22 protein-coding genes are annotated in these 21015 nt (G+C 66.0%); 7 read left to right on the top strand and 15 right to left on the bottom strand.

Annotation, left to right across the window (positions count from 1 at the left end):
- The first annotated feature begins 10 nt into the window (after positions 1 to 10).
- Genes A5760_RS15290 through A5760_RS15280 form a run of 3 tightly spaced genes read left to right on the top strand, consistent with a single transcriptional unit; the run spans position 11 to position 2678 of the window.
- A complete protein-coding gene (locus tag A5760_RS15290; RefSeq protein ID WP_064882178.1) occupies positions 11 to 1075 on the top strand; it encodes a thiolase domain-containing protein in 1065 nt (354 codons plus the stop codon).
- Positions 1075 to 2274: a thiolase domain-containing protein gene (locus tag A5760_RS15285; protein ID WP_064882176.1), complete on the top strand. Its 1200-nt coding sequence runs from the start codon at positions 1075 to 1077 to the stop codon at positions 2272 to 2274. The genes A5760_RS15290 and A5760_RS15285 overlap by 1 nt, the downstream gene beginning before the upstream one ends.
- Positions 2271 to 2678, top strand: coding sequence for a nuclear transport factor 2 family protein (locus tag A5760_RS15280; RefSeq protein ID WP_064882174.1), 408 nt, complete (start codon positions 2271 to 2273; stop codon positions 2676 to 2678). Before A5760_RS15285 ends, A5760_RS15280 begins: the two co-directional genes overlap by 4 nt.
- On the opposite strand, the gene A5760_RS15275 is transcribed toward A5760_RS15280, so the two are convergent.
- Complete coding sequence (locus A5760_RS15275) at positions 2675 to 3199, bottom strand: gamma carbonic anhydrase family protein (protein WP_064882172.1); 525 nt, start codon at positions 3197 to 3199, stop codon at positions 2675 to 2677. The genes A5760_RS15280 and A5760_RS15275 overlap by 4 nt on opposite strands.
- 115 nt (positions 3200 to 3314) lie before the next feature.
- Between A5760_RS15275 and A5760_RS15270 the strand changes: the two genes are divergently transcribed.
- A complete protein-coding gene (locus A5760_RS15270; protein ID WP_064882170.1) occupies positions 3315 to 4493 on the top strand; it encodes a Rieske 2Fe-2S domain-containing protein in 1179 nt (392 codons plus the stop codon).
- A gap of 5 nt (positions 4494 to 4498) precedes the next feature.
- Positions 4499 to 4963 (top strand): hypothetical protein, encoded by a 465-nt coding sequence (locus tag A5760_RS15265; RefSeq protein WP_064882169.1) that lies wholly within the window; start codon positions 4499 to 4501, stop codon positions 4961 to 4963.
- A gap of 31 nt (positions 4964 to 4994) precedes the next feature.
- On the opposite strand, the gene A5760_RS15260 is transcribed toward A5760_RS15265, so the two are convergent.
- The 7 genes from A5760_RS15260 to A5760_RS15230 all read right to left on the bottom strand — a co-directional run bounded on the left by A5760_RS15260 (position 4995) and on the right by A5760_RS15230 (position 11335).
- Entirely contained in the window at positions 4995 to 6140 is a 1146-nt protein-coding gene (locus tag A5760_RS15260) for a sulfotransferase family protein (RefSeq protein WP_064882167.1), read from the bottom strand.
- Complete coding sequence (locus tag A5760_RS15255; RefSeq protein WP_064882164.1) at positions 6140 to 6922, bottom strand: SDR family oxidoreductase; 783 nt, start codon at positions 6920 to 6922, stop codon at positions 6140 to 6142. Before A5760_RS15255 ends, A5760_RS15260 begins: the two co-directional genes overlap by 1 nt.
- The gene (locus A5760_RS15250; protein ID WP_064882162.1) at positions 6919 to 8046 is read right to left on the bottom strand and encodes a hypothetical protein; all 1128 of its coding nucleotides are present in this window, start codon (positions 8044 to 8046) and stop codon (positions 6919 to 6921) included. Before A5760_RS15250 ends, A5760_RS15255 begins: the two co-directional genes overlap by 4 nt.
- 88 nt (positions 8047 to 8134) lie before the next feature.
- A complete protein-coding gene (locus A5760_RS15245) occupies positions 8135 to 8446 on the bottom strand; it encodes a hypothetical protein (protein ID WP_064882783.1) in 312 nt (103 codons plus the stop codon).
- Between the two features lie 63 nt (positions 8447 to 8509).
- The gene (dmpG, locus tag A5760_RS15240) at positions 8510 to 9568 is read right to left on the bottom strand and encodes a 4-hydroxy-2-oxovalerate aldolase (protein ID WP_064882160.1); all 1059 of its coding nucleotides are present in this window, start codon (positions 9566 to 9568) and stop codon (positions 8510 to 8512) included.
- Positions 9565 to 10497 (bottom strand): acetaldehyde dehydrogenase (acetylating), encoded by a 933-nt coding sequence (locus A5760_RS15235; RefSeq protein WP_064882158.1) that lies wholly within the window; start codon positions 10495 to 10497, stop codon positions 9565 to 9567. The genes dmpG and A5760_RS15235 overlap by 4 nt, the downstream gene beginning before the upstream one ends.
- 52 nt (positions 10498 to 10549) lie before the next feature.
- The gene (locus tag A5760_RS15230; protein WP_064882156.1) at positions 10550 to 11335 is read right to left on the bottom strand and encodes a 2-keto-4-pentenoate hydratase; all 786 of its coding nucleotides are present in this window, start codon (positions 11333 to 11335) and stop codon (positions 10550 to 10552) included.
- 72 nt (positions 11336 to 11407) lie between these two features.
- Here A5760_RS15230 and kstD point away from each other — a divergent pair, with 72 nt between their 5' ends.
- Both kstD and A5760_RS15220 read left to right on the top strand, forming a co-directional pair.
- A complete protein-coding gene (gene kstD, locus A5760_RS15225; RefSeq protein ID WP_064882782.1) occupies positions 11408 to 13090 on the top strand; it encodes a 3-oxosteroid 1-dehydrogenase in 1683 nt (560 codons plus the stop codon).
- 1 nt (position 13091) lies between these two features.
- Positions 13092 to 13952, top strand: coding sequence for a MaoC family dehydratase (locus A5760_RS15220; RefSeq protein WP_064882154.1), 861 nt, complete (start codon positions 13092 to 13094; stop codon positions 13950 to 13952).
- Between the two features lie 66 nt (positions 13953 to 14018).
- Here the strand turns inward: A5760_RS15220 and A5760_RS15215 are convergent, their stop codons facing one another.
- The 7 genes from A5760_RS15215 to A5760_RS15185 form a co-directional block, all read right to left on the bottom strand.
- Positions 14019 to 14858: a hypothetical protein gene (locus A5760_RS15215; RefSeq protein WP_064882152.1), complete on the bottom strand. Its 840-nt coding sequence runs from the start codon at positions 14856 to 14858 to the stop codon at positions 14019 to 14021.
- A gap of 113 nt (positions 14859 to 14971) precedes the next feature.
- Positions 14972 to 16141, bottom strand: coding sequence for a lipid-transfer protein (locus A5760_RS15210; protein ID WP_064882150.1), 1170 nt, complete (start codon positions 16139 to 16141; stop codon positions 14972 to 14974).
- The gene (locus A5760_RS15205; RefSeq protein WP_064882148.1) at positions 16141 to 16542 is read right to left on the bottom strand and encodes a MaoC family dehydratase; all 402 of its coding nucleotides are present in this window, start codon (positions 16540 to 16542) and stop codon (positions 16141 to 16143) included. The genes A5760_RS15210 and A5760_RS15205 overlap by 1 nt, the downstream gene beginning before the upstream one ends.
- Entirely contained in the window at positions 16539 to 17501 is a 963-nt protein-coding gene (locus tag A5760_RS15200) for a bifunctional MaoC family dehydratase N-terminal/OB-fold nucleic acid binding domain-containing protein (protein ID WP_064882146.1), read from the bottom strand. Before A5760_RS15200 ends, A5760_RS15205 begins: the two co-directional genes overlap by 4 nt.
- Positions 17498 to 18661, bottom strand: coding sequence for an acyl-CoA dehydrogenase FadE29 (gene fadE29 / locus A5760_RS15195; RefSeq protein WP_064882143.1), 1164 nt, complete (start codon positions 18659 to 18661; stop codon positions 17498 to 17500). The genes A5760_RS15200 and fadE29 overlap by 4 nt, the downstream gene beginning before the upstream one ends.
- Complete coding sequence (locus tag A5760_RS15190; RefSeq protein WP_064882141.1) at positions 18652 to 19677, bottom strand: acyl-CoA dehydrogenase family protein; 1026 nt, start codon at positions 19675 to 19677, stop codon at positions 18652 to 18654. Before A5760_RS15190 ends, fadE29 begins: the two co-directional genes overlap by 10 nt.
- Entirely contained in the window at positions 19677 to 20927 is a 1251-nt protein-coding gene (locus tag A5760_RS15185) for a cytochrome P450 (protein ID WP_064882139.1), read from the bottom strand. The genes A5760_RS15190 and A5760_RS15185 overlap by 1 nt, the downstream gene beginning before the upstream one ends.
- Positions 20928 to 21015 lie beyond the last annotated feature (88 nt).

Genomic DNA, 21015 nt, shown 5'->3' with positions numbered 1-21015 from the left:
TTACCTGCACATGAGCGCTCGTAACGTTGCGGTGGTCGGCTTTGCCCACGCGCCGCATGTCCGCCGCACCGACGGCACCACCAACGGTGTCGAGATGTTGATCCCGTGCTTCGCCCAGCTGTACGAGGAGCTGGGCATCAGCAGGACCGACATCGGCTTCTGGTGTTCCGGATCATCCGATTACCTTGCCGGACGGGCATTTTCGTTCATCTCGGCGATCGACTCGATCGGTGCCGTCCCGCCGATCAACGAATCACACGTGGAAATGGATGCGGCCTGGGCACTTTACGAGGCCTACATCAAGATCCTGACCGGCGAGGTCGACACCGCGCTGGTGTACGGCTTCGGTAAGTCCTCGGCAGGCGTCCTGCGTCAGATCCTGTCGCGGCAGACCGACCCCTACACCGTCGCGCCGTTGTGGCCCGATTCGATCTCGATGGCCGGGCTGCAGGCGCGCATCGGGCTCGACACCGGCAAGTGGACCCAGGAGCAGATGGCCCGGGTGGCCTTCGACTCCTTCGCCAACGCGCGCCGGGTGGACAACGTGAAGGGGTCGATCAGCGTGGCAGAACTGCTCGAGCGGCCGTTCTTCGCCGACCCGCTCCGCCGTCACGACATAGCTCCGATCACCGACGGCGCCGCGGCCATCGTGCTCGCGGCCGGCGACCGGGCGCGCGAGCTGCGCGAAAACCCGGCGTGGATCACCGGGATCGAGCATCGCATCGAAACCCCGTCGCTGGGCGCGCGGGATCTCACCGAGTCCGTTTCGACCAAGGCCGCGGCGCACGTGGCCACCGGCGGGCGGACCGACAACCTCGACGTGGCCGAGATCTGCGCGCCGTTTACCCACCAGCATCTGATCATCGAGGAAGCCATCCGGATACCGGGACCGACCAAGGTCAATCCGTCCGGCGGCGCGCTGGCGGCCAATCCCATGTTCGTCGCTGGTCTCGAACGCATCGGCTTTGCGGCACAACACATCTGGAACGGGTCGGCTGAGCGCGTGCTGGCGCACGCCACCAGCGGGCCTGCGCTACAACAGAACCTGGTCGCGGTGATGGAAGGAAAGAACTGATGGCCGGTGCAGGGCCAAACGTCGCTGCGGTACTAGGTACCGGACAGACGAAGTACGTCGCCAAACGCCAAGACGTTTCGATGAACGGCCTGGTGCGCGAGGCGATCGACCGGGCGCTCGCCGACTCCGGCAGCACGTTCGACGACATCGATGCCGTCGTGGTCGGCAAGGCGCCGGATTTCTTCGAGGGCGTCATGATGCCCGAGCTGTTCATGGCCGACGCCATGGGCGCCACGGGCAAGCCGCTGATCCGCGTGCACACCGCGGGATCGGTCGGTGGGTCCACCGGGGTGGTGGCCGCCAGCCTGGTGCAGTCCGGCAAGTACCGGCGCGTGCTCGCGATGGCCTGGGAGAAGCAGTCGGAATCAAATGCCATGTGGGCGTTGTCGATTCCGATCCCCTTCATCAAGCCGGTGGGCGCCGGCGCGGGTGGCTACTTCGCGCCGCACGTGCGCTCGTACATCCGCCGGTCCGGTGCGCCGACGAACATCGGTGCCATTGTCGCGGTGAAGGATCGGCTCAACGGCAGCAAGAACCCGCTGGCGCACCTGCACCAACCCGACATCACGGTCGAGAAGGTGATGTCGTCGCCCATGCTGTGGGACCCGATCCGCTACGACGAGACCTGCCCGTCGTCCGACGGCGCCGCCGCCGTCGTGATCGGCAACGAGGAGGCCGCCGAAGCCCGCCTGGCGCAAGGACATCCGGTGGCCTGGATTCACGCCACCGCGTTGCGCACCGAGCCGCTGCAGTTCTCCGGACGCGACCAGGTCAGCCCGCAGGCCGGCCGCGACGCGTCCGCGGCGCTGTGGAAGGCCGCCGGCATCGAGAGCCCGATCGACGAGATCGACGCCGCGGAGATCTACGTGCCGTTCTCCTGGTTCGAGCCGATGTGGTTGGAAAACCTCGGCTTTGCCGCCGAGGGCGAGGGCTGGAAACTCACCGAGGCCGGCGAAACCAAGATCGGCGGCCGGCTGCCGGTGAACCCGTCGGGCGGCGTGCTGTCGTCGAACCCGATCGGCGCCTCCGGCCTGATTCGCTTCGCCGAAGCGGCCATTCAGGTGATGGGCAAGGGTGGCGACCACCAGGTGCCCAACGCGCGAAAGGCGTTGGGACACGCCTACGGCGGTGGCTCGCAGTACTACTCGATGTGGGTGGTGGGCGCCGACAAGCCCGCGGCCCAGAAGGTCGATGCGTGAGCGGGCATCCCGCGCACGAGGCCGGGCGCCGCTCCCGCGAGGCGGTGGCGGCCCGGAACAAGGACGCCTGGCTGGCGGTGTTCGCCGACGACGCCATCGTCGAGGACCCGATCGGGCCTTCGGTATTCGACCCGGAAGGCCTGGGGCACCGCGGCCGCGACGCGATTTCGGCCTTCTGGGACAAGGCCATCGCCCCCACCACGAAGATCGAGTTCTTCTTCCGCGACACGTACCAGTGCGGCAACGAGGAAGCCAACGTGGGCCACATCCTCATCACGACGGGTGAGTACCAGACGACCGCCGAGGGCGTCTTCACCTACCGGGTCGACGCCGAGGGCAAGATGGTGGCCCTGCGCGCCTACTGGGAGATGGAGCGCGCGGCGGCCAACACCCGCAAGGTCTAGAGCGGATCCAGCCCGGCCAGATGCCGCAGGGCGAGGTCGCGATAGGCCTGCGGGTTCAGCTTGATCCACATCTCGGCGCCGGTCCCGGCGACCGGTCCCCTGATCTGGGCCGGGGCGCCGACGGCCAGCATCCCGGGCGGAATCTGGGTCCCGGCCGTCACCAGCGAGTGCGCGGCGACCAGGCTGCGCGCGCCGATCACCGCCCCGTCCAGCACGGTGGCGTGGTTCGCGATCAGCGCCTCCTGCCCGACGTGAACCCCGTGGATGACGCACAGATGCGCGACCGTGGCACCGGGACCGATGTCGACCGGGATACCGGGAGGCGCGTGCAAAACCGACCCGTCTTGGACGTTGGCGCCCTCGCGCACCACGATGGGCCCGTAGTCGCCGCGCAATACGGCGTTGAACCAGACCGAGGCCCCCGCCTCCACCACGACGTCGCCGATCAGCGTGGCCGTCGGGGCCACGAAAGCGGTGGGATCGACCCGTGGCCTGCGGCCCTCGAACGCAAACAGCGGCATCGTTTAGATATACCCCAGCGCGCATATGTCATGGCCAGGCTCGCCGTCGTTGCGCGCTCCCGCCGCAAAACTGTAACGTGTTCTAGTTAGAGGCCCAGTGAGTTGGAGGTGACAGGTGAGTACCGACACCAAGTCGGTCGGCATCCGGGAAATCGATCCCGGCGACTTGCCGACCAGATACGCCCGCGGCTGGCACTGCCTGGGCGTTGCCAAGGACTTCCAGGACGGTAAGCCGCACTCGATCGAGGCGTTCGGCACCAAGCTGGTGGTGTTCGCCGACTCGCAGGGGGACATCAAGGTTCTCGACGGGTACTGCCGCCACATGGGCGGGGACCTGACGGAGGGCACCATCAAGGGCGATGAGGTCGCCTGCCCGTTCCATGACTGGCGCTGGGGCGGCGACGGCCGCTGCAAGCTGGTCCCCTACGCCAAGCGCACACCCAAGACCGCGCGGACCCGGTCGTGGACGACCGACGTGCGCGGCGGCCTGCTGTTCGTCTGGCACGACCACGAGAACAATCCGCCGGACCCCGCCGTGCGCATTCCGGACATCCCCGAATCCCACAGCGACGAGTGGACCGAGTGGCGCTGGAACAGGATCCTCATCGAGGGGTCCAACTGCCGCGACATCATCGACAACGTCACCGACATGGCGCACTTCTTCTACATCCACTTCGGATTGCCGACGTACTTCAAGAACGTCTTCGAGGGCCACATCGCGTCGCAGTACCTGCACAACGTGGGCCGGCCCGACGTCAACGACCTCGGCACGTCGTACGGTGAAGCGCACCTGGATTCGGAGGCGTCCTACTTCGGGCCGTCGTTCATGATCAACTGGCTGCACAACAGCTACGGCGGCTACAAGGCCGAGTCGATCCTGATCAACTGCCACTACCCGGTGACCCAGAACTCGTTCATGCTGCAGTGGGGTGTCATCGTCGAAAAGCCCAAGGGCATGGACGAAAAGATGACCGACAAGCTGTCGAAGGTGTTCACCGAGGGCGTCAGCAAGGGCTTCCTGCAAGACGTCGAGATCTGGAAGCACAAGACCCGCATAGACAATCCGCTGCTGGTCGAGGAGGACGGTGCGGTCTACCAGCTGCGCCGCTGGTACCAGCAGTTCTACGTCGACGTCGCCGACATCGAGCCGGAAATGGTGGAGCGCTTCGAGATCGAGGTGGACACCACCCGTGCCAACGAGTACTGGAATGCCGAGGTCGAGGAGAACCTCAAGACCAAAGACTCCGAGGCCGACGAGACGGTCACCGACGACGTGCCGGCCAAGCAACACTAGGAATCATGGGCGACGATCAGCCGGCGGTACCTGACGTCGATCAGCTTGCGCGGTCGATGTTGTTGCTGCATGGCGATCATCACGACCACGACGAGCATCCGGCCGGTCCCGAGCGCAAGGGCGGAGCTCGTTCTCGTTTAGCGTCGAAATCAACGGATTTCGCCAATGACCCACAGCGCGCCGCGGCGGTGGCCGTGGCCAGTCGCGCAGACCGCGAGCGTTACCTGAACTCGGGCCTGCTGCCGGTGGACTGCCGGTTCTGCCACGTGCGGGTCACCGTTCGCAGGCTCGGGCCGGGACACACCGCGGTGCAATGGAACACCGAGGCGTTGCAGCGCTGCGCGTACTTCACCGAGGTGCGCGAGTCCGGGGGCGATACCGCACGCACGAAGTCGTGCCCGAAACTCGGTGACAGCATTGAACATGCGGTCGCCGAGGGTTATCTCGACGACGAGCCGGACGACGACTGAGCGAACGTCGCGCCCGGGTGGCGCCTGTGACTTACAGGCCCGCGAACCGCTCCTTGACCGTCTCGGTGCTGAGGCCGTAGTCGGCCAGCGAGTAGGTGTGCTTGGGCGCCCGCGCGCCGGACTGGCTGTCGGCATGGGTCTTTTCCATGGCAGCCTTCGCCTCTTCGGTCAACGTCAAGCCGAAGTGCCGGTAGATGTCGGCCACAGTGCCCATCGGGTCGGCGATCAACTCTTTGTAGTCCACGTCGTAGAACTGCGACGGGCTGTATTTGGCCCGCGCGGTGTTGAACCGCTCCAGGCCTCGCGACCACGTTTCCATTGCGTCAGCACCGATTTGGGCGCCGGTGAACGACGTCGACCATCCCTCGGCGGTGTGCTGCGCCAGCGAGCACATCGAGGCCATGATTGTTTCGACCGGACGATGAGTCTGGATCACCAACGCGTCGGGATAGGTCGCCATCAACGCGTCCAACGCGAACAGGTGGCTGGGATTCTTCAGCACCCACCGTTTGTCGGCGTCGTTGAGCCCGATCAACTGAAGGTTGCGGCGGTGCCGCTGATATGACGGCGTCCAGTCCTGCTGGGACAGCCACTGCGAGTAGGTGGGCAGGTGCGCCAGCGTCTCATAGGACGCCGAATGCACCGACTGCCGCAGCAGCTGCCAGCACTCCTCCAGCTCGTACGCCGCCATGAAATGCAGACCCGTGTAGTCGGGGTTTTCGGCATGATGCTTCTCGAACTGTGCGTTCAGTTGGCTGTAAAACGGGTTGGAATCCCAGGTTTCACGAGGCGGGCGCGGCTGCGGAAATTCGGCCAACCACAGATGCAGGCCCTGGTGCGCGGGATCGGCGCCGAGCAGCCGATGCAAGGCAGTGGTGCCGGTGCGCACCAGCCCGGTGACGAAGATCGGCCGCTCGATGGCGACGTCCGCGTGCTGCGGGTATTGCTTCCAGGCAGATTCGGAAAGCAGCCTGGCAACCAGCGCACCGCGCAAGAAGAACCGATTCATCTTGCTGCCCAACGGCGTCAAGTCGGCGTCGCGCCGGTAGGAGTCCAGCAGAACTTCCAGCGCTTCGAGGTAGTTGTCGTCGTTGCTGCCGAAATCGTCCAGCCCGATCATCTTGCTGGCCGACGCCTTCAGGTCGTCAACGGTACCGACATCGGTGCGTTCTGCCATTAGGTGTGGTACTCCCCGCAATTGACGTCCAGGGTCTGCCCGGTGATGCCGCTGGACAGGTCGCTGGCCATGAACAAGATCGCCGAGGCCACCTCGTCCTCGGTCGGTAGCCGCTTCAGGTCGGAGTCGGCCGCGGTGGCCTGGTAGATCTGCTCGGCCGTGGTGCCGTACTTGCCGGCCTGGTGGTTGAAGTAGCCCTGCAGCGTCTCGCCCCAGATGTAGCCGGGTGCAACGGAATTGACCCGGATCCCCTGCTCACCCAGCTCGGTGGCCAGCGAATGCGACATGGACAGCAGCGCGGACTTGGCCATCTTGTAGGCGCCGTACTTCGCCTGCGAGTGCCGCAGCACCATGGAGTTGACGTTGACGATCGAGCCCTTCGACTCGGCCAGCGCCGGCGTGAACCCCTGGATGAGCCGCAGTGCGCCGAGCGCGCTGAGTTCGATCGCGTCGCGGATATGCTGAAAGCTGGTGCCCGAGAATGGTTTCAGCGACGGCACCCGGAACGCGTTGTTGATCAGCACGTCGACCTTGCCGTAGGCCTCCAAGGTGGCATCGACCAGGTTGCTCACCTGGTCGTCCTCGGTGATGTCGGTGCGCACCGTTGTCGCACGGCCTCCGAGGTCGGCGATCTGCTTGGCGACGTCGTCCAGGCGTTCCGGCGTGCGGGCCGCCAGCACCAGGTCGGCGCCTTCTCGCGTGCATCGGTGCGCCAGCGTCGTGCCCAGACCCGGGCCGACGCCGCTGATCACCACTACCTTGCCGTCGAGCAACTTCGTCATCCCAGCATCCTTGCCTGAATCTGTTGGTGGCGCAGGGCAATTCGGGCGCGCCAGTCGTCCTCCGAAATCTTGTTGTGCTCGAAGTACGGCAACGCCGCCGGAACCTTGTCGATGTCTACCACCTCGACGGTCGGACCGTCGGCGTCGGTGAGCTGACGCGACACCCGCTGCCAGCGGAACTGCAGGAAGCCACGCCGGTGGCCGACCGTCTCGGCCCAGTTGGTCACTCCCGGGTTCTGCTCGGCGACGACGATGCGGACCTTGCCGTCCGGATCCGCCTGCGCCTGAGTGTTGTTCAGCGAGGTTTGGTGGTTGATGTAGTCCAGCGAGATGTACCAGAGGCTGCCCAGCTGGAAGCCGAGGTAGGGCGCGTCGGAGACCGGGATGGTGATGACCATCGCCTGATCCGGTCGCAGGTCGAAATGGCCGACCGACGAGTACTGCGTGGACAGTCCGCCCGGAGTCAGCCGCGGCGGCACCATGGTGTTGACCGGCAGGTCGAGATAAAACCATTGGGGGAATTGCAGCCAGGTCTTCACCCGCTGGACAAGCTGCTTTCCCGCTGTGGCGTAACGCTTTTCGATGAGCTCACGGGTCAAGGGCGGCGGTGCGGTGCCTGCCGTGTCGAGCCGGGAGATCGCCAGCGTGCCGCGCTGCGCCGCCCAGTCGCCGTACACCTCGCGGATCACCAGTTGCCCGGGACTCGTCGGCCGCACCCGCCACTCGAAGCTGCCGTCGGGCGCGATCTCAAGCTCGCGGTCGTCGAACGCGGCCTGGCTGACGGGCACGAAGTCGTCGGTGTACTCGCCGCCGAGTAGCTGGAAACTCAGGTCGGTGGTGGTCCCGCGCCTGCCCGTGACCACGTAGTCGTGGTTGGCGTGCACCCGGGTACCGAAGTAGAGGGTGTCGGGGTTGTCCAGGCCCATCTTGGTGAACGGCCCGGTACCCGACTGCAGGAAGGGATGGTCGCGGTCGTAGTCCACGGCCAGATGAATGCAGCCCGAGATACAGCCGGCTAGGTACTGCAATCCTTCGAGCAGGTCGGCTTCGGTCTCGATGAACGGTGCATCGGCCACCAACTGCTCGGCCTCTGCGATCGCAGCGGTGAGGGAATCAGAGAACACGCCTAGACGCTAGAACGTGTTCTACTTTTTCGTCAATGGCGAACGTTCCCCCGCGTCGGCGACAGGGTTCAATGACGACGCCGACTCACTAGGGTGGGCACGAGTGGGAAAGGTCGATCAGGTGCTGGCGGACGTCGGGATGCCGATTGAGGTAGTCGAGGACGTTGCCGTTGCCGCCCTCAGCCTGTGACTTGGCCTGCAGTTGCTGGTGGAGGTCGGGATGCCGCTGCAGGTACGAGTCGATGGATGAACCCACGTCCTGATTGCATTGCGGATCCGCGTTGGCGATGCCCGCCACGGGTAGCGCGATCACCGTTGCGGCGGTAGCGGTCAGTAACCCCCCGGCGAGCAGGCCGTACAGCCCGCGGCGACGGGCGCCGACTGTGTTGGATGTGCTCATGGGAGCCAGGGTACCCGCGACGCCTTTGTGTAGCATGTGTGCGCCGTCGGCCGAACGGGCGGGTCAGCGCGAGGGCGCGGTACCGCTCTCCTGCTCGCGCTTGATCTCCAGCGCGATGTCGATGAGTTGGTCTTCCTGGCCGCCGATGAGTTTGCGCTGGCCCGCGCGGTGCAGCAGCTGGTGGGCCGGCACACCGTAGCGTTCGGACTGGCGGATGGCGTGCTTGAGGAAGCTCGAATACACGCCGGAGTACCCCATGATCAGGGCGTTGCGGTCGAGGAGGCACTCGGCGGGCATCGCGGGGGCGACCACGTCTTCGGCGGCGTCGGCGATGTCGAAGAAGTCGATCCCGGTCTTCACGCCGATCTTGTCGAACACCCCGATCAGCGCCTCGACGGGCGCGTTGCCGGCCCCGGCGCCGAACCGGCGACACGAGCCGTCGATTTGCTTGGCGCCCGCCCGGACGGCCTCGACGCTGTTGGCCACCCCGAGCCCGAGGTTCTCGTGGCCGTGGAAGCCGACCTGGGCGTCGTCGCCGAGTTCGGTGACCAGGGCGGCGACCCGGTCACGCACGCCCTCGAGAACCAGCGCTCCGGCCGAATCGACCACGTAGACGCACTGGCATCCCGCGTCGGCCATGATGCGGGCCTGCGCGGCCAGCTTCTCCGGCGAGATGGTGTGGCTCATCATCAGGAACCCGACGGTTTCCAGTCCGAGTTCGCGGGCCAGGCCGAAGTGCTGGATCGACACGTCGGCCTCGGTGCAGTGCGTGGCGATCCGGCAGATCGAGCCGCCGTTGTTCTGGGCCTCTTTGATGTCTTCCTTGGTGCCCACGCCGGGCAGCATCAAGAAGGCGATCTTGGCCTCTTTGGCCGTCTCGGCGGCCAGCTTGATCAGCTCCTGCTCGGGAGTCTTGGAGAACCCGTAGTTGAAGCTCGAGCCGCCCAGACCGTCGCCGTGGGTGACCTCGATGACGGGCACCCCCGCGGCGTCCAGGGCGGCCACGATGGCGCCGACCTCATCCTTGGTGAACTGGTGGCGTTTGTGGTGGGAACCGTCCCGCAACGACGTGTCGGTCATCCGGACGTCCCAGACCGGATTGAAGAAGATGTCGGTGGTCATGATTGCGCTCCTCCGGCCGTCGCGCTCAAGGATTCCTTGGCGATCTCCTCGCCGACCTTGGTCGCCGCGGCGGTCATGATGTCCAGGTTGCCCGCATATGGCGGCAGGTAATCGCCGGCGCCCTCGACCTCAACGAACGTGGTGACCAGCGCCTGGCCGCCGGAGTGGATCGACGGGTCGTCGAACTGGGGCTCGTTGAGCAGCCGATAACCCGGCACATAGGTCTGCACCTCGGCCACCACGTCATGGATGGACTTGGCGATCGCGTCCCGGTCGGCGTCCTCCGGGATGGCGCAGAAGATGGTGTCGCGCATGATCATCGGCGGGTCCGCCGGGTTCAAGATGATGATCGCCTTGCCGCGTTTGGCGCCGCCTATGGTCTCCACACCCCGGCTGGTGGTCTTGGTGAACTCGTCGATGTTGGCGCGGGTGCCGGGGCCGGCCGACAGCGAGGCGACCGAGGCGACGATCTCGGCATACGGCACGCCGCCGAGGTCGGCGAGGGCGCGTGACACCGCGTAGACGATCGGGATGGTCGCCTGTCCGCCGCAGGTGATCATGTTGACGTTCGGTGCGTCCAGGTGCTGGCGCAGGTTGGCCGGCGGGATCACCGCGGGGCCCACCGCGGCCGGCGTCAGGTCGATGGCGCGGATGCCGGCGGCCTCGTACTTAGGGGCGGCGTCGCGGTGCACGTAGGCGCTGGTCGCCTCGAACACCAGGTCGGGCTTCTCCGGCTGGGCCAACAGCCAGTCGACGCCCTCGTGGGTGGTCTCCAGACCCAGCTTGCGGGCACGGGCCAAGCCCTCGCTGTCCGGGTCGATGCCGACCATCCAGCGCGGTTCCAGCCAGTCCGATCGCAGCAGCTTGTAGAGCAGGTCAGTACTGATGTTCCCCGACCCGACAATGGCCACAGTCGCCTTAGTCGGCATGATGCCCCTTTTCGAAGCTTTTGAGATTTAAGTTAGACGATTTAATTCGAGCTTATTCGAACGATAAACGCACCGAGCCCAGGCCCGCGAAGTCGGCGACGAAGTTGTCACCGGGATGTGCGTCGATCGCCCGCGTGCACGATCCGGGCAGCACCACGTCGCCTTTGCGCAGGCGGACGCCGAAGCCATCCACCTTGCGGGCCAGCCAGGCCACCGCGGTGACCGGGTTGCCCAGCACCGCGTCGGTACGGCCTTCCGCGACGACCTCGTCGTTGCAGCGCAACACGGCGTCGATCCCCTTGACGTCGATGTCACGGGGGGAAACGCGCGCCTCACCGAGCACGAAACCGGCCGACGACGCGTTGTCGGCGATGGTGTCGCACAGTTCGATCTTCCAGTCGGTGATCCGGGTGTCGATCAGCTCGATCGACGGGACCAGCGCCTCGGTCGCCGCCAGCACGTCGTCCTCGGTACAGCCGGCTCCCGGCAGGTCCGCGTTCAGGACGAACCCGACTTCGACCTCCACCCGGGGGTACAAGTAGCGGTTCGCCTTGACCGGGGTGTCTTCGAACAGCTGCATCTCGTCGAGCAGGTGTCCGTAGTCCGGCTCGTCGACGCCCATCATTTGCTGGATCGCCAACGACGACAGCCCCACCTTGTGGCCCAGCACCCGGGCCCCCTCCGCGACTCTCTGGCGGATGTTGATCAGCTGAATCTCGTAGGCGTCGACGACGTCGATGTCCGGATAGGCGGCGGTAAGCGGGGCGATCGGCTCGCCGCTCCGCTCGGCTTGCGCCAAGTCGGCAGCCAGCTCGTCGCGCGTGGCAACACTGAGCATTTTTTCACGTCTCCTCGTACGGTCGACCGGGCCAGTAGCGGCCGCCCGGGGCAATTCTATAACGTGTTCTACATGTCAGCGCAGGAGTACGACGTCGTCGTGGTCGGGAGCGGCGGGGCCGGCATGGTGGCCGCCCTTACCGCCGCTCACCGGGGTCTTTCCACCATAGTCATCGAGAAAGCCCCCCACTTCGGCGGTTCGACCGCACGCTCAGGCGGCGGCGTTTGGATCCCAAATAACGAAGTCCTCAAGCGTGACGGGGTCCGCGATACCGCCGAGGCCGCCCGCACCTATCTGCACGGGATCGTCGGCAACGTCGTCGAGCCGGAACGCATCGATACCTACCTCGAGCGCGGCCCCGAGATGCTGTCGTTTGTGCTGAAGCACACCCCGCTGAAGATGTGCTGGGTGCCGAAGTACTCCGACTACTACCCCGAGTCGCCGGGCGGCCGCGCGGAGGGCCGATCGATCGAGCCGAAGCCGTTCAACGCCCGCAAGCTCGGCGCCGACGAAGCCGGCCTGGAGCCGGCCTACGGCAAGGTCCCGCTCAACGTCGTGGTGATGCAACAGGATTACGTGCGGCTGAACCAGCTGAAGCGTCACCCGCGCGGTGTGCTGCGCAGCCTGAAGGTCGGGGCACGCACCATGTGGGCCAAGGCGACCGGCAAGAATCTCGTCGGCATGGGCCGGGCGTTGATCGGGCCGCTGCGGATCGGGTTGCAGCAGGCCGGGGTTCCGGTAGTGCTCAACACCGCGCTCACCGACCTCTACGTCGAAGACGGTGTGGTGCGTGGTGTTTACGTGCGCGGCGCCGGCGATGCCGAATCGGGCGAGCCCCAACTGATCCGGGCCCGGCGCGGCGTGATCCTGGCATCGGGTGGGTTCGAGCACAACGAACAGATGCGGGTGAAATACCAGCGCGCACCGATCACCACCGAATGGACCGTCGGCGCGGTGGCCAACACCGGCGACGGGATCCTGGCGGGTGAAAAGCTCGGCGCCGCACTGGATATCATGGAAGACGCCTGGTGGGGACCGACTGTCCCGCTGGTGGGTGCACCGTGGTTCGCGTTGTCCGAGCGCAACTCGCCGGGGTCGATCATCGTCAACATGTCGGGCAAGCGGTTCATGAACGAGTCGATGCCCTACGTCGAAGCCTGCCATCACATGTACGGCGGCGAATACGGTCAGGGCCCGGGGCCGGGCGAAAACATCCCCGCCTGGCTGGTGTTCGACCAGCAGTACCGGGACCGCTACATCTTTGCGGGATTGCAGCCCGGACAACGCATTCCGCGCAAGTGGCTGGAGTCGGGCGTCATCATCACCGCCGAGACGTTGGCGGAGCTGGCGCAGAAGGCCGGCCTTCCGGTGAGCGAATTCACCGCGACCGTGGAGCGTTTCAACGGCTTCGCGCGCTCCGGCATCGACGCCGACTTCCAGCGCGGCGAGAGCGCGTACGACAAGTACTACGGCGACCCGACCAACAAGCCGAACCCCAACCTCGGCGAGCTCAGTCATGCGCCGTACTACGCGGCCAAGATGGTGCCCGGTGACCTGGGCACCAAGGGCGGCATCCGCACCGACATCCACGGTCGGGCGCTGCGCGACGACGGCAGTATCATCGAAGGCCTTTACGCCGCCGGCAACGTCAGTGCTCCGGTGATGGGCCACACGTACCCCGGTCCGGGTGGCACCATCGGACCGGCCATGACGTTCGGCTACCTGGCCGCCCTGCACATTTCGGAGGAGCGCTGAGATGCCCATCGACGTAGACGTCGCGCTGAATGCCGAGCTGGATCCCATCGAATTCTCTTGGGCCAGCAGTGATGTGCAGCTTTACCACCTCGGGCTGGGCGCGGGCGCCGATCCGATGGACCCGCGCGAGCTGCGCTACCTGGTCGACGACACCCCGCAGGTGCTGCCGACGTTCGGCAACGTCGCCGCCACCTTCCATGTCACGAAGCCGCCGACCGTCAAGTTCCCCGGCATCGACATCGAGCTGAGCAAGGTGCTGCACGCCAGCGAGCGCGTCGAGGCGCCCGCACCGTTGCCGCCGTCGGGCTCGGCCAAGGCCGTCACCCGGTTCACGGACATCTGGGACAAAGGCAAGGCCGCCGTCATCTGGAGCGAGACGACGGTGACAGCGCCGGACGGCACGCTGCTGTGGACGCAGCGCCGGTCCATCTTCGCCCGCGGCGAAGGCGGAGTGGGCGGCGAGCGTGGACCGTCGACATCGGACGGCGCGCCCGATCGTGCCCCCGATCTCGAGGTCGACGTGCCGATTCTGCCGCAGCAGGCGCTGCTCTACCGGCTGTGCGGCGACCGCAACCCGCTGCATTCCGATCCCGAATTCGCCGCTGCCGCAGGGTTTTCCCAGCCCATCCTGCACGGGCTGTGCACCTACGGCATGACCTGCAAGGCGATCACCGATGCGCTGCTCGACGGCGATACCGGAGCGGTGGCGGCCTACGGCGCACGTTTCGCCGGGGTGGCTTTCCCCGGCGAAACGCTCAAGGTCGGCATCTGGAAGGACAACGGCCGCTTCCTGGCCAGCGTTGTCGCGCCTTCGCGCGACAACGCCGTCGTGCTGTCGGGCGTCGAACTGGTGCCCGCCTAGGGGTTGGCCCTTTTCGCCCCGAGCGTGACACTGTAGTCACATTCGAGCCCCAACGTGACTGCAGCGTCACACTCGACGCGCGCGAGCCTCTCTCACCCTGCGAACGATGTCGGCCGGCCGGTCGCCGGAGACTACCCTCACCACGATCCAACCCCGTCGCTGTAATCGCTCGAGTCGCCTGATATCCCACGTGTATTGAGAGCGATCGCTGCGATGCTGGTCGCCGTCGTACTCCACAGCGACTTTGACGTCCTCCCAGCCCATATCGAGATAAGCGAAGGCGCTGCCGAATTCGTCGACCACTGGAATCTGGGTCTGGGGCCGAGGCAAGCCTCCCCGGATCAAGACGAGCCGTAGCCATGTCTCCTTCGGAGATTGTGCGCCTGCGTCGACGAGGCCGAGATTGACGCGCGCACGCTCGAGTCCGCGGCGTCCGCGGTATCGGGCCGCCAGTAATTCGGCGTCGGCAACCTTGAGATCAGTCGCGCGAAGCAGGGCATCAATCGCCGCGACTGCCGTCGTCGATGAATACCAACAGGCGAGGTCGAGCGCAGTGCGCGCAGGGCTGGTCACGTCGACGCCGCCGAGGAGCTCAACCTCATCACTCTCAAACCGGTCGCCCCAGACCTGCAGTCCTGACGGTGCATGGCGGTTGTCGTGAATGATGTCGACGGGCCGTGCTGCGTCGACCCACTCGCTTCCATGAAGGCTCGCGGCCGAAAGGCCCGCGATGACGCCACGACGCCCCGACCATAGCCAGGCTGCCCGGGCGCGCACATCATGTGTCAGCTCAGTGCCTTCAGTGACGTACACATCCCGGAAGACACGCGTGTACCTGCGGCGCAACTGACTATGCGAAGCCACTCCTGCCGCTACGGCCTCACTGCCGATAAACGGTTCTGCCATGGCGGGAGTGTGCCATCAACCACTGACAGCGCCTCGAGCGTGACAGTGCAGTCACATTCGCGCCCCAACGTGACTGCAGTGTCACACTCGGCGGAGAAGGAGAGGGAGGGAACCTAGCCCAGGATCAGGCCGGAGGTGGGCACACCGGTTCCGGCGGTGACGAGGACGTGCTCGACGTCGGGCACCGGGTTGACCGAGGTGCCCCGCAGCTGCCGCACGCCCTCCGCGATGCCGTTCATACCGTGGATGTAGGCCTCGCCGAGTTGGCCACCGTGGGTGTTGATCGGCAGTCGCCCACCGATCTCGATGGCACCGTCGGCAATGAAGTCCTTGGCCTCGCCTTTGCCACAAAATCCCAACTCTTCCAACTGAATCAGGGTGAACGGCGTGAAGTGGTCGTACAGGATCGCGGTCTGAATGTCGGTCGGCTTCAACCCCGATTGTCCCCAGAGCTGCTGGCCCACGACCCCCATCTCGGGCAGGCCGAGCTCGGGCCGGTAGTAGCTGACCATCGTGTACTGGTCCGGGCTGGAGCCCTGGGCCGCCGCCTCGATGATCGCCGGTCGCTGCTTGAGATCCTTCGCGCGCTCCGGCGACGTCACCACGATCGCGACCGCGCCATCGGTCTCCTGGCAGCAGTCCAGCAGCCGCAGCGGCTCGGCAATCCACCGCGAATTCTGGTGGTCCTCAATGGTTATCGGCTTCTCGTAGAAATAGGCCTTCGGGTTCTTGGCCGCATGCTTGCGGTCGGCCACCGAAATCGCACCGAAGTCCCGGCTGGTCGCGCCGGACAGATGCATGTAACGCTGGGCGATCATGGCAACCTGCGCGGCCGGCGTGGACAGCCCGTGCGGGTAGGAGAAGGAGTTGTCCGCCGCGGTCGAATCAGCTTGCACGCCGGCGTTTCCCACAAGCCGGCTCTGCACCTGACCGAACCGCATGCCCGAGCGCTCGTTGAACGCCCGGTACGCCACGACGACGTCGGCCACCCCGGTGGCCACGGCGATCGCCGCCTGCTGGACGGTCGCGCACGCGGCACCGCCGCCATACCCGATCTGCGAGAAGAACTTCAGGTCACCGATGCCGGCCGCACGCGCCACGGCGGTCTCGTTGTTGGTGTCCATCGTGAACGTGGTCAGCCCGTCGACGTCCGAGGGGCTCAGCCCCGCGTCGTCCAGCGCATCCAGGACCGCCTCGGCCGCCAGCCGCAGCTCGCTGCGGCCGGAGTCCTTGGAGAAGTCGGTGGCGCCGATGCCGACGATCGCAGCCTTGCCCGACAACATCAGGCACCCCCGATCGTGAGCGTCACGTTAGCGATGACGTGATCACCAAGGCTGTTGCGGCCGAACACCTTCAGCGTGATCAGACCGTCGTCGATCGCGGTCACCTCACCGGAGAAGGTGACGGTGTCGTAGGCGTACCACGGCACGCCCAGCCGCAGCCCGATCGATTTGATCCGCGCCCTCGGGCCCGCCCAGTCGGTGACGTAGCGCTGCACCAGGCCGGTGTCGGTGAGGATGTTGACGAAGATGTCCTTGGAACCCTTGGCCTGGGCCAGGTCCCGGTCATGGTGCACATCCTGAAAGTCCCTGGTGGCCAGGGCCGTTGAGATGATGAACGTCGGCGTACCGTGCAGCTTGAGTTCGGGCAGGGTGGTGCCGACTTCAACAACGGGCGCGCTCATGCTTGATCTCCCAAGGGCTCCCAGGCGTAAAGGCTCCACTCCGGGCCGGACTCACCGGCCGGGAAGTCGATATAGGTTGCGCGGACCGGCATTCCGATCTTGATCTCGGGGTGGTCGACGTCACGTAGCTCGCCGAGCATCCGAACGCCCTCTTCCAGTTCGATCAGTGCGATCACGAACGGAAGCGTGCGACCGGGCACCTTCGGCGCGTGGTGCACCACGAAGCTGAACACCGTGCCGCGGCCGCTGGCGACCGTGTAGTCGATGGGCTCGGCCTTGTCCTGCCACACCGCCGGCACCGGCGGGTGCTGCAGGGTGCCGTCGGCGAGGCGCTGGATGCGCAGTTCGTGCGCTTTGACGCCCTCCCAGAAGAAGGCGGTGTCGCGCGACACCGCGGGACGCATCATGGCATCGGCGTCCAGGTCCTGCGGGACGGAGCCAGTGGCACCGGATTCCTCGCGTGGCCTGAACTTCAGGATGCGCCAGGCCATCTCGGCGACGTCCTCGTCACCGACCCGCCAGGTGATGTGCTGGTTGATGAACCAGCCCTCACCGAGCCCGGTCTGCTTGGGGCCGACCACGTCGCGCATCTCGGAGTGGACGGTGACCTGCTCGCCCGGGCGCAGATACCGGTGATAGGTCTGCTCGCAGTTGGTCGCGACCACACCGATGTAGCCGGCCTCGTCGAACAGCTGCATGATCGGGCCCATGGGGTCGTCGGTCGGGCGTTCGCCACCCAGTCCGAACATGGTCCACACTTGAATCATGGCCGGCGGTGCGACGATTCCGGGATGACCGGCGGCCTTGGCGGCCGCCTCGTCGACGTAGATCGGGTTGGCATCGCCGAGCGCCTCGACCCAATTGTTGATCGTCGGCTGGTTCACCGGATCCCGGGCGTCCCGCGGCTTAGCGACGACGGTGGCGGTGATTTCCGCGACCGCTTCTTTGATATCGGTCATCGAGGTACCCTCGGCACCTTGAGGCCGGACGCGGCGATCATCTCGCGCATCACTTCGTTCACGCCCCCGCCGAAGGTGATGACCAGGTTGCGCTTGGTCTGGGAGTCCAGCCAGTTGAGCAGGTCGGCGGTGTCCGAATCGGCGGGGTTGCCGTACTTGCCGACGATTTCCTCGGCGAGCCGGCCGATGTACTGGATGCGCTCGGTGCCAAAAACTTTCGTCGATGCGGCGTCGGCCACGTTGATGTCCTCGCCCGCGGCGGCCACCTGCCAGTTGAGCAGCTCGTTGATCCGCCACATCGCGTGGATCTCACCGAGCGCCCGCTTGACGTCCTGGTGGTCGATCGGCGTGACGCCGTCGCTGCCCGGCTTGGACGCCCAGGCGTGCACCCGGTCGTAGATGCCGGCGGTGCGGCCCGCGGGGCCCAGCATGACCCGCTCGTTGTTGAGCTGGGTGGTGATCAGCCGCCAGCCGCCGTTCTCCTCGCCGACCAACATGTCCGCGGGCACCCGTACGTCGTTGTAGTAGGTGGCGTTGGTGTGGTGGGCGCCGTCGGACAGGATGATCGGAGTCCAGGAGTAACCGGGATCCTTGGTGTCGACGATCAGGATCGAAATGCCCTTGTGCTTCACGGCTTCCGGGTCGGTGCGGCAGGCCAGCCAGATGTAGTCCGCGTCGTGGGCACCGGTGGTGAAGATCTTCTGCCCGTTGACGATGTACTCGTCGCCCTGGCGCACGGCGGTGGTCCGCAGGGATGCCAGGTCGGTGCCCGCCTCGGGCTCGGTGTAGCCGATCGCGAAGTGCACCTCACCCGCCAGGATGGCCGGCAGGAACTTCTTCTTCTGCTCATCGCTGCCGAACTGCTGCAGAACCGGGCCGACCGTCTGCAACGTCACCGCGGGCAACGGCACGTCGGCCCGGTGCGCCTCGTTCACGAAGATCGACTGCTCGATCGGGCCGAAGCCCAAGCCGCCGAACTCCTTTGGCCATCCGACGCCGAGCTTGCCGTCGCGGCCCATCCGCCGGATCACCGCGCGATAGGCCTCGTTGTGACGGTCCTGCTCCATCGCCTTCATCTCGTCGGACGAGATCAGGTTCGAAAAGTATTCCCGCAGTTCCGCTTGGAGCTGGCGCTGCTCCGGGGTCAGGTCTATGAACATTGCGCTCCCACCAGATCGAGACGATGAGAAGGACCGCCCAGCAGCCGGGACAGGTCCTTGATCGTGGAGTAGTACCGGTGCATCGGATAGGTGATGTCCATTCCCATCCCGCCGTGCAGGTGATGGCAGATCTGCATCACCGGCGGCGCCTGCGAGGTGATCCAGTAGCCGAGGACATCCAGATCGTCTTGTACTTGAGGGGCGGATCCGCCCCTTTCCGACAGCCGCCAGGCAACGGACTTCGCCACTAAATCGATGGTCCGCGAGACGATGTAGACCTCGGCGAGCTGGGCGGCCACGGTCTGGAACGTCGACAGCGGCTTGCCGAACTGCTTGCGGTTGGCCACGTAGTCGGCGGTCAGGCGCAGCGCCCCGGCCACCAGCCCGTCGGCGTAGGCGCCGATGGCGGCCAGCACCAACTGGTTGACCCGGGAAGCCGTCGCGCTCGCCAGGACGTCGGAGTCTGCGACCGCGACGTCGGCGAACGTGACCGTGTACTCCTCGGAGCCGTTCGAGGTCGGGGTTCGAACCACCTCGACCCCGTTGGCCTTCGACGACACCACGACTACCGCGCTGTCGGCGGTGACGATGATCCAATCCGCTTGTCCGGCATAGCCGACGCCGACCTTGGTGCCCGACAACCGCCCGTTGGCGAACGTGGTCGAGGGCCGATCCGGCAGCGCGGTACCCGGCTCGTTGAGGGCGGCGGTCAGGACCGCGCCCTTGGCGACGCCGGCCAAAAACCGGTCCTGCTGTTCGTCGGAGGCCAGATCAAGCAGCGGCAGCACACCGAAACCCAGGGTGGCCAGCGCCGGCGTGATGGCGCCGTGCCGGCCGATCTCGGTCAGCACGGTGGCGACCTCGGGCAGACCCACGCCGTCCCCACCGAGGCGTTCGGGCACCGGAAGCGCCGTCACACCGCCGCTGACCAGAGCGTCCCAGCTCAATTCGCGCTCGGACACCGACGTCACCACATCGGCGACGGCCTGTTGCGTCGCGGTGAGATCGAAGTCCATCAGGGGGTCACCGCAGGCTTGCCGACGTAGTCGACCTGCCAATGCTTGATGCCGTTGAGCCAGCCCGACCGCAACCGCTCGGGCTCGCCGATCGGCTTGAGGTCCGGCATGTGATCGGCCACCGCGTTGAAGATCAGGTTGATCGTCATGCGGGCCAGATTCGCACCGATGCAGTAGTGGGCGCCGGTGCCGCCGAAGCCGACGTGCGGGTTCGGGTCGCGCAGGATGTTGAAGCTGTGCGGGTCCTCGAAGACCTCTTCGTCGAAGTTGGCCGACCGGTACGACATCACCACCCGCTGACCCTTCTTGATCTGCACGCCGCTCAACTCGGTGTCCTCGTTGGCGGTGCGCTGGAAGGCCGAAACCGGTGTGGCCCAACGGATGATCTCGTCGGCCGTGGTCGACGGGCGCTCCTTCTTGAACAGCTCCCATTGATCGGGGTTGTTCGCCATCGCGATCATGCCGTGCGTGATCGAGTTCCGCGTCGTCTCGTTGCCCGCCACGGCCAGCATCACCACGAAGAAGCCGAACTCGTCATCGGAGAGCTTCTCGCCGTCGATGTCGGCCTCGATGAGCGTGGTGACGATGTCGTCGGTGGGGTTCTTGCCCCGCTCCTCGGCCATGGCCATCGCGTAAGTGATCAGCTCCATCGACGACTGCGCGGGATCAACGGTGGCGTACTCGGGGTCGGTGCCGCCGGTCATCTCGTTAGACCAGCGGAAGAGCTTGTCGCGATCCTCCTGCGGGACACCCAGCAGACCCGCGATGGCCTGCAGGGGCAGCTCGCACGACACCTGTTCGACGAAGTCACCGCTGCCCTCTTTCGCGGCGTTCTCGGCGATGTTCTGGGCGCGCTGGGCCAGCTCGGCTTCCAGCCGTCCGATGGCCCGCGGGGTGAATCCGCGGGAGATGATCTTGCGCAGCCGGGTGTGATGCGGCGCGTCCATGTTGAGCATGACGCTGCGCTGCAGCTCGACCTGCTCACGCTTCATCTCCGGCGGCCAGGTCGGGATGGCGCCGTTCATCCAGCTGGAGAAGATGTCACTGCGCTTCGACACCTCCTTGACGTCGGCGTGCTTGGTGACGATCCAGTATCCGTGGTCCTCGAACCCGCCCGCACCATTCGGGATGTCAACCCAGTGGATCGGCTCTGCCTTACGCAGCTGGGCAAGCTCCTCGACGGGCAACCCGGCAAGGTTGACGTCGGGGTCGAGAAAGTCGAAGTCGGCGGGAATGTTGGGGGGTGCCATGTAGAGTGCGCTCCTTTTACAACACTAATTGCAACGTGTTCTAGTGCCAGTAAAACATGCCTCCTGCGCAGATAAAAGGCAGGTCACC

The sequence above is a fragment of the Mycobacterium colombiense genome (genome assembly GCF_001665835.1).
GTDB lineage: Bacteria > Actinomycetota > Actinomycetes > Mycobacteriales > Mycobacteriaceae > Mycobacterium > Mycobacterium colombiense_A.
The sequence above is the reverse complement of the archived record's forward strand: the minus strand, read 5'-3'. Positions and strand labels throughout refer to the sequence as shown.

What these genes read in the sequence shown, in the direction of transcription:
- A5760_RS15290 (WP_064882178.1), top strand. Translation starts at nt 11, where the DNA reads ATGAGCGCTCGTAACGTTGCGGTGGTCGGCTTTGCCCACGCGCCGCAT.
- A5760_RS15285 (WP_064882176.1), top strand. Translation starts at nt 1,075, where the DNA reads ATGGCCGGTGCAGGGCCAAACGTCGCTGCGGTACTAGGTACCGGACAG.
- A5760_RS15275 (WP_064882172.1), bottom strand. Translation starts at nt 3,199, where the DNA reads ATGCCGCTGTTTGCGTTCGAGGGCCGCAGGCCACGGGTCGATCCCACC.
- A5760_RS15265 (WP_064882169.1), top strand. Translation starts at nt 4,499, where the DNA reads ATGGGCGACGATCAGCCGGCGGTACCTGACGTCGATCAGCTTGCGCGG.
- A5760_RS15260 (WP_064882167.1), bottom strand. Translation starts at nt 6,140, where the DNA reads ATGGCAGAACGCACCGATGTCGGTACCGTTGACGACCTGAAGGCGTCG.
- A5760_RS15255 (WP_064882164.1), bottom strand. Translation starts at nt 6,922, where the DNA reads ATGACGAAGTTGCTCGACGGCAAGGTAGTGGTGATCAGCGGCGTCGGC.
- A5760_RS15245 (WP_064882783.1), bottom strand. Translation starts at nt 8,446, where the DNA reads ATGAGCACATCCAACACAGTCGGCGCCCGTCGCCGCGGGCTGTACGGC.
- dmpG (WP_064882160.1), bottom strand. Translation starts at nt 9,568, where the DNA reads ATGACCACCGACATCTTCTTCAATCCGGTCTGGGACGTCCGGATGACC.
- A5760_RS15235 (WP_064882158.1), bottom strand. Translation starts at nt 10,497, where the DNA reads ATGCCGACTAAGGCGACTGTGGCCATTGTCGGGTCGGGGAACATCAGT.
- A5760_RS15230 (WP_064882156.1), bottom strand. Translation starts at nt 11,335, where the DNA reads ATGCTCAGTGTTGCCACGCGCGACGAGCTGGCTGCCGACTTGGCGCAA.
- kstD (WP_064882782.1), top strand. Translation starts at nt 11,408, where the DNA reads ATGTCAGCGCAGGAGTACGACGTCGTCGTGGTCGGGAGCGGCGGGGCC.
- A5760_RS15220 (WP_064882154.1), top strand. Translation starts at nt 13,092, where the DNA reads ATGCCCATCGACGTAGACGTCGCGCTGAATGCCGAGCTGGATCCCATC.
- A5760_RS15215 (WP_064882152.1), bottom strand. Translation starts at nt 14,858, where the DNA reads ATGGCAGAACCGTTTATCGGCAGTGAGGCCGTAGCGGCAGGAGTGGCT.
- A5760_RS15210 (WP_064882150.1), bottom strand. Translation starts at nt 16,141, where the DNA reads ATGTTGTCGGGCAAGGCTGCGATCGTCGGCATCGGCGCCACCGACTTC.
- A5760_RS15205 (WP_064882148.1), bottom strand. Translation starts at nt 16,542, where the DNA reads ATGAGCGCGCCCGTTGTTGAAGTCGGCACCACCCTGCCCGAACTCAAG.
- A5760_RS15200 (WP_064882146.1), bottom strand. Translation starts at nt 17,501, where the DNA reads ATGACCGATATCAAAGAAGCGGTCGCGGAAATCACCGCCACCGTCGTC.
- fadE29 (WP_064882143.1), bottom strand. Translation starts at nt 18,661, where the DNA reads ATGTTCATAGACCTGACCCCGGAGCAGCGCCAGCTCCAAGCGGAACTG.
- A5760_RS15190 (WP_064882141.1), bottom strand. Translation starts at nt 19,677, where the DNA reads ATGGACTTCGATCTCACCGCGACGCAACAGGCCGTCGCCGATGTGGTG.
- A5760_RS15185 (WP_064882139.1), bottom strand. Translation starts at nt 20,927, where the DNA reads ATGGCACCCCCCAACATTCCCGCCGACTTCGACTTTCTCGACCCCGAC.